The 6,089-nt window shown below is 31.1% G+C and carries 8 protein-coding genes; all 8 read left to right on the forward strand.

From position 1 onward, the window contains the following. Positions 1-607: 607 nt before the first annotated feature. The 8 genes from AMD28_RS15860 (at position 608) to AMD28_RS15895 (ending at position 6,037) form a co-directional block, all read left to right on the forward strand. Positions 608-1,009 carry a hypothetical protein gene (locus AMD28_RS15860; RefSeq protein WP_055445133.1) on the forward strand — a complete coding sequence of 134 codons (402 nt, stop codon included), beginning with the start codon at positions 608-610 and terminating at the stop codon, positions 1,007-1,009. A gap of 32 nt (positions 1,010-1,041) precedes the next feature. Next, positions 1,042-1,449: a hypothetical protein gene (locus tag AMD28_RS15865; RefSeq protein ID WP_055445134.1), complete on the forward strand. Its 408-nt coding sequence runs from the start codon at positions 1,042-1,044 to the stop codon at positions 1,447-1,449. Between the two features lie 173 nt (positions 1,450-1,622). Then, positions 1,623-1,958 (forward strand): hypothetical protein, encoded by a 336-nt coding sequence (locus AMD28_RS15870; RefSeq protein ID WP_055445135.1) that lies wholly within the window; start codon positions 1,623-1,625, stop codon positions 1,956-1,958. 65 nt (positions 1,959-2,023) lie between these two features. After that, positions 2,024-2,377, forward strand: coding sequence for a hypothetical protein (locus AMD28_RS15875; protein WP_055445136.1), 354 nt, complete (start codon positions 2,024-2,026; stop codon positions 2,375-2,377). A 976-nt stretch (positions 2,378-3,353) separates the two neighbouring features. Continuing rightward, entirely contained in the window at positions 3,354-3,830 is a 477-nt protein-coding gene (locus tag AMD28_RS15880; RefSeq protein ID WP_055445137.1) for an SRPBCC family protein, read from the forward strand. Between the two features lie 148 nt (positions 3,831-3,978). Next, complete coding sequence (locus tag AMD28_RS15885; RefSeq protein WP_152975635.1) at positions 3,979-4,677, forward strand: hypothetical protein; 699 nt, start codon at positions 3,979-3,981, stop codon at positions 4,675-4,677. A gap of 145 nt (positions 4,678-4,822) precedes the next feature. Next, positions 4,823-5,347, forward strand: coding sequence for a hypothetical protein (locus tag AMD28_RS15890; protein WP_055445139.1), 525 nt, complete (start codon positions 4,823-4,825; stop codon positions 5,345-5,347). A 144-nt stretch (positions 5,348-5,491) separates the two neighbouring features. Continuing rightward, entirely contained in the window at positions 5,492-6,037 is a 546-nt protein-coding gene (locus AMD28_RS15895) for a DUF5063 domain-containing protein (RefSeq protein WP_055445140.1), read from the forward strand. The last annotated feature ends 52 nt before the right edge of the window (positions 6,038-6,089 follow it).

Raw genomic sequence — 6,089 nt, forward strand, 5'->3', positions numbered from 1 at the left:
GCATAAACTTCTCACCTTAAATTTTCAATACCTAAAACCATATAAAACAAAAAAGCCTCATCGTTAGATGAAGCTTTTGAGCGAGAGACCAGGTTATTACTCAAGGAAAAACAAGATATATAATAAACGGAAAAACCAGTTCAATTCCGAAAATAGATTTTATCAAACTCGATGTAAGTGGAATTGACAAACTTGGAGACGGAATTGGTGTTTGCTGGAAAAACGAAAAATACGAATGGCAAATTTCTAATGACAAATCTGTTATACTTGAAAACAAATTAGATACGACAAAATATAAGTTCAAAACAAGTTGGGAGAAAGATGAACGTGGAATTCCGAATACTAAAAAATACCTTGAACCGAATTGTGGAACATTGGATTTGTTACGTATGTTGTCTTTTCCAGAAAATGAATATCTGATTATAGAAAACTGAACGGAATAAAAAAACGTGTTACAACAACGTGTATAATTCATTGCTAGTACTCGCCTACTTGGAAATTCCTTCGGAATTTCCTCTGGTTCGTTTTAGTTTACTAATTTAGTTGCTGAAACACGCAACGAAATCATACACAAAACCGTTGTAAAACATTTGAGAAAACTAAAAAAATGATAAATCGACATTTTATTTTATTGTTTCTTCTTACTGTAGGATTAAATTCTTGTGATAATCTGACTCAAAAAGAGTTTTTCGACAAAATAGTTTATGATGAATATCATTCAAACTATCAAGGAATAGTTGTTGAAAAATATATTGATAAACAAAATCACGCAAGACCAATAATTATTATTCGACATCAAATATTTGGTGATAATAAAAAAGACTTTGTTTTCCAAAGTTCTGAACTTTATGACTTTATCAAAATCGGAGATACAATGACTAAAAAAACTGAATCTTTAAAAATCAATCTCAAAAGGAAAAATCTTGATACCGTAATTAAGTTGAATTTTAACAATATAAAAGGAAAGGAAAAATATTATTCTGAAAATAAATACATAACGGAAAATTGAATAAAAAAACGTTTTACAACATTTGACCAAAAATGCCGATTAGACGAAATACAGACCAAAAAAGTAAAACTCTGACTGAATTTTACAACGAAGTAAAAAATGAATCCAATGTCATTTCAAAAAGTGTTGGAACTTTAATGCTGAATTGGATTGAAAGAATTAACTCGGAATTTAAAGAAACGGAAATTTGGGGATTGACTTCTCATTACCATCTGATTTTACAAACCGAAAATGACTACACATCTAAAACTTATGTAATTCTGACAATTGGAATGGACGAATATCATATTGAATATCTGATTCCAAAAGAATCTGAACCTTGGAAAAATGCATATGTAAAAGGAGCAACTAAATCTTTAGAAACTGCAATGAAAATGTTGAAAACTGCAATGTTGAATTCTAAAGGCTGGAATGAATCAGCGGAATTAAAAACTGAATAAAAACGTTTTACAACATCGCATAAAAATAATGCGTAGATTAGTACTTAAATAAAGAACAGTGCACTTTTGCTACTTCTGATTTTCCTGCGGAAAATCCTCGCACACAAAAACGCACTATTCTTATACGTAACCGTTGCCATTCATTGCGATACGCACTCTGAACCTGAAAAATAATGAAAATAGATAACGGAAAATATTTAACTTATTCAATCGGATTTTTATTTTTTGGATGGTTGTATTACTTCTTAATTAACTACTTAAATTATATAGATTTTTCAGGACAGTTTATAGAAGGAATTTTATCGCCTATTGGGAGAAAAGGAAAATATGATACAATCTTGTTTAAATTAATTGCTATCGGATTTGGTGCGATTAGCCTTTATTTAAGTTATAAAATCACACCTATTAATCAGAAGAAATTAAGAATAACACTAATTTTATTGTCAATATCATTATTAATATTGAGCATTGTTACTTTTCCTAATTTGATATGGTATTATTTAATTTAAAAACCAAACTGTGTGCGGAATATAGCAAGTTGTGGAATTACTCACTCAATCGGAATTGAAAAAATATGAATAAAATAGAAATTAATCGGACTAAACTAAAGTCAGTTTTTAAAACTAACTCTTGGTTTCTTTGGGTTATTCCATTGTTTATTTTTGTGAGTTATATGAACGGAATGGAAACTGGACTATTCCTATCTGGACTTATGATTTCAGGAATTTCTTTGGGAATGATTATCCCAGTATTAATAGGTGCGTTTTTCAAAAAATACGATTTAAAAAATGTATATGGAGAAATAATAATTTTTGTGATTTCAACCACTTTATTATGGATTTATATTCCCGACAAAAAACTTTTAGCATTTATGATACCATTCAGCATTCCGTTAATTATAATCGGACTTTTGAATTTAAGAAAATAAAAACAACGAAATGGCAACAACGTGTATAATTAATTGCTTTGGCAAGTGCTTATTTGGAAAATTCCTTCGGAATTTTCTCTGGTTCGTTTTTGTTTACTAATTTAGTTGCTTAACCACGCAACTAACCATACACAACAACGTTAGCTACTATAACTCGGAAAAATTACCAAACGAAATTTTGTCAAACTTTACGATGAAAAAATCACTCAAAATCTGAATTAAATATTACGAAATTATTTACTCCAATTCGGAATTAACTCTTGCGGAATTTCACTTGTTTACGGAATAACAACTCAAACGGAATTTAAAAAAATCACTTTACGAACTTCACTCGGAATTGATCCATTAAGCGGAATAAAAAAAAGAACCACTTTACGAACTTCACTCGGAATTGATCTATTAAGCGGAATTAAAAACGTGATTACTCAAATGTCTCGCAACAGTAGCTAACAACGCATAAAAAAAAATGCTATATTTAGAACTAAATTTAAAGATCGTTGCTCTTTTGCTACATCTGATTTTCCTTCGGAAATTCCTCGCTCGCAAAAACGCAACTCTTTTTATACAAGACCGTTGCTAACTATAACTCGGAAAAAACACCGAACGGAATTCTGCCAAGCTTTACGCTGAATAAATCACTCAAAATCGGAATTAAATATTGCGGAATTATTTACTCAGCTGCTGAATTTACTCTTGCGGAATTTAGCCTGATTCGGAAAAGCCACTCAAACGGAATTAAAAAAACAAAATCAATTTGCTGACTTCACTCGGAATTGATCCATTAAGCGGAATTAAAAAACGTGATTACTCAAATGTCTCGCAACAGTTAGCAACAACGCATAAAAAAAATTGCTATATTTAGAACTAATTTTAAAAGTCGTTGCACTTTTGCTACTTCTGATTTTCCTACGGAAAATCCTCGCACGCAAAAACGCAACTCTTTTTATACAAAACCGTTACCATACATACGCCAAAAATGCCGAGAATTGAACTAAAAACTGAAATTAACGCTAACAAAGAAATAGTTTTCGACCTTTCAAGAAGTATAGATTTGCATAAAATCTCAACAGAACATACAAATGAAGAAGCAATCGCTGGAAAAACGAGCGGATTAATTGGAATGAATGAAAGCGTAACTTGGAGAGCAAGACATTTTGGAATTTATCAAAACTTAACATCAAAAATTACGGAATTCGAAAGACCGAATTACTTTGTGGACGAAATGCAAAAAGGAGCATTTTCTGAATTTAAACACGAACATCATTTTGCGGAATTAAATAGTGGAACTTTGATGACCGATTTTTTTGATTATAAATCTCCATTTGGAATTTTAGGAAAATTGGCGGACAAGTTATTTCTCAAAAAATATATGACTGAATTATTATCAGAACGGAATCAAATTGTGAAAGAATTTGCGGAATCTGAAAAGTGGAAAGAATTAATAACTGAATAAAGTACGTATGGTAACACCGTATATAATTTATTGCTAGTCCTAGCCTACTTACGAAAATCCTCGCGGATTTTCTATTCGGTTTTTATTTGCTAAATTACGTTCCTAAACACGCAACAAACCATATACATAAACGTTGGGTTTAATACGAATGAAACATATAAACTACATTTTAATATTTCTATTTTTAGTTTGTTGCTCATCAACAAAGAAACTGACAGAAAACAATCCCAAACCGACAAAGTTTGTTTTCAAAAAATCTATGGTTTCTTCCCAAAGTGGGATATTGGATTTGGAATCAAAAACGGATTCTTTAATTGATACAACTTACAAACCAAATGGAAAAGATTCTTTGATGAATAAAAAACTCAAGGAAATACAGATGACTAATTTTCTAACTCAAACACCTGAAACGGAAATTTATGTGGAAATTCAAAATGACTCTATTTGGCGTTATACCAAACAAAAAGGTAAAATGATTGGAGATTATTTTATGATTCAAAAAAATAGCGGAATTTTAAACTATTATGACAAATCCAAATCTGTCAATTATAGAAAGTATGACCTATTTGTTAAAAATCACGAATACGAAATAGTTGAAAACCGAAAAGATATAAAGGAAATAAAGGGCTTTGATTGTTACAAATTGACTTTAATAAAAAAAGACACAGAAAGCGATTTAGGAAATACAATTTACGAGATGTATGTGACTGACAGAATTGAATTACCAATACATTCTGTTATAAACTTAACAAAACTTGTTCCGAATAACTTTCCAATGGAAATTAAAGTTTGGGAAGAAAAACTGTCTGGAATGGCTGAATTATATGAATTAATCGAAATTGAATAAAGTACTAAACCCAACATCGCATAAAAATAATGCGTAGATTAGTACTTAAACAAAGAACAGTGCACTTTTGTTACTTCTGATTTTCCTGCGGAAAATCCTCACACACAAAAACGCACTATTCTTATACGTAACCGTTACCACCAATTTGAAAAAACTCGGAGCATTCATATTAATCGTATTTATTTCAATAACATTATCAGTTTTTTATGGAGTTGCACACGATTTTGTTACGTCAAAAATATCGCCTGAATTTTACACTAAACTGACATTTTTCAATTTTGGAATTTTAGACGATTATGAAAGAGAATTTAACGGAAATTGGACTTTTTCGCTTGTTTGGGTTGGATTTTTCTCTACTTGGTGGTTTGGACTTTTAACCGGAATTGTTCTCGGAATATTCGGACTGAAATATAGTGACGGACAAATAATGCTGAATAAATCGCTGAAATCTTTACTCATCGTAATCGGAATTGCAATTCTGTTCGGATTTACTGGATATGGAATTGCGGAATTAAATCCATCGGAAATTATTACGAATTATAATTTCCCGTTTGAAATTGAACATAAAGCAGAATTTAATAAAGTGGCGAAAATCCATAATTTCTCATATATCGGAGGAATTGTCGGACTGATAATCGGAACACTGAATCAAATAAAAAACTGGTGGTAACAACGCATAAAAAAAATTGCTATATTTAGAACAAAATTTAAAGATCGTTGCACTTTTGCTACATCTGAATTTCCTACGGAAATTCCTCGCACGCAAAAACGCAACTCTTTTTATACAAAACCGTTAGCCACAATATGACCACGAATGCAAAATTTGACTAAAGAAATACAATCATTACTTAAATCAAAGGAAACTCAAGATTTCCTAAAAGTTGCTCGTGGATTTATTGAACTGATTGAAAATAAAGAAATAAAGGAAAAAGAATTTTATCCTGAAATCCACAAAAAACTGACTGAATTATATAACGCTGGAATTTCTCTGAAATCGGTCGAATTAATTCACTCAAGCGAAAAATCGGAATTTGATACTTTTACGAGAGAGAAACTAAAAGAACAGAACGTAAATCTGATTTCCTCACTTGGAAAAGAATGTTTTTATTGGGAAGTTTTTGACCCAACTTACGAAAATGAAAACGAGCCGACACAAGGTTGGTTAGTCGATGATGTTGCGGATATTTATGCGGATTTAAAAGAGGAACTTTATAAAATTGACCAAATCGGAACGGACGAGGCAATCGAAGATGGACTTTGGCAATTGAAATTTGGATTTACCACTCATTGGGGAAATCATTGTGTGAATGCAATAAGAGCTCTGCACTACATATATTACGATGGAAAAACAACAACGTGAATAAATACTGTGGCTAACACCGTGTATAATTAATTGCTAGGTTCTAGCCTAC

The sequence above is a fragment of the Lacinutrix himadriensis genome (assembly GCF_001418105.1).
Taxonomy (GTDB): domain Bacteria; phylum Bacteroidota; class Bacteroidia; order Flavobacteriales; family Flavobacteriaceae; genus Oceanihabitans; species Oceanihabitans himadriense.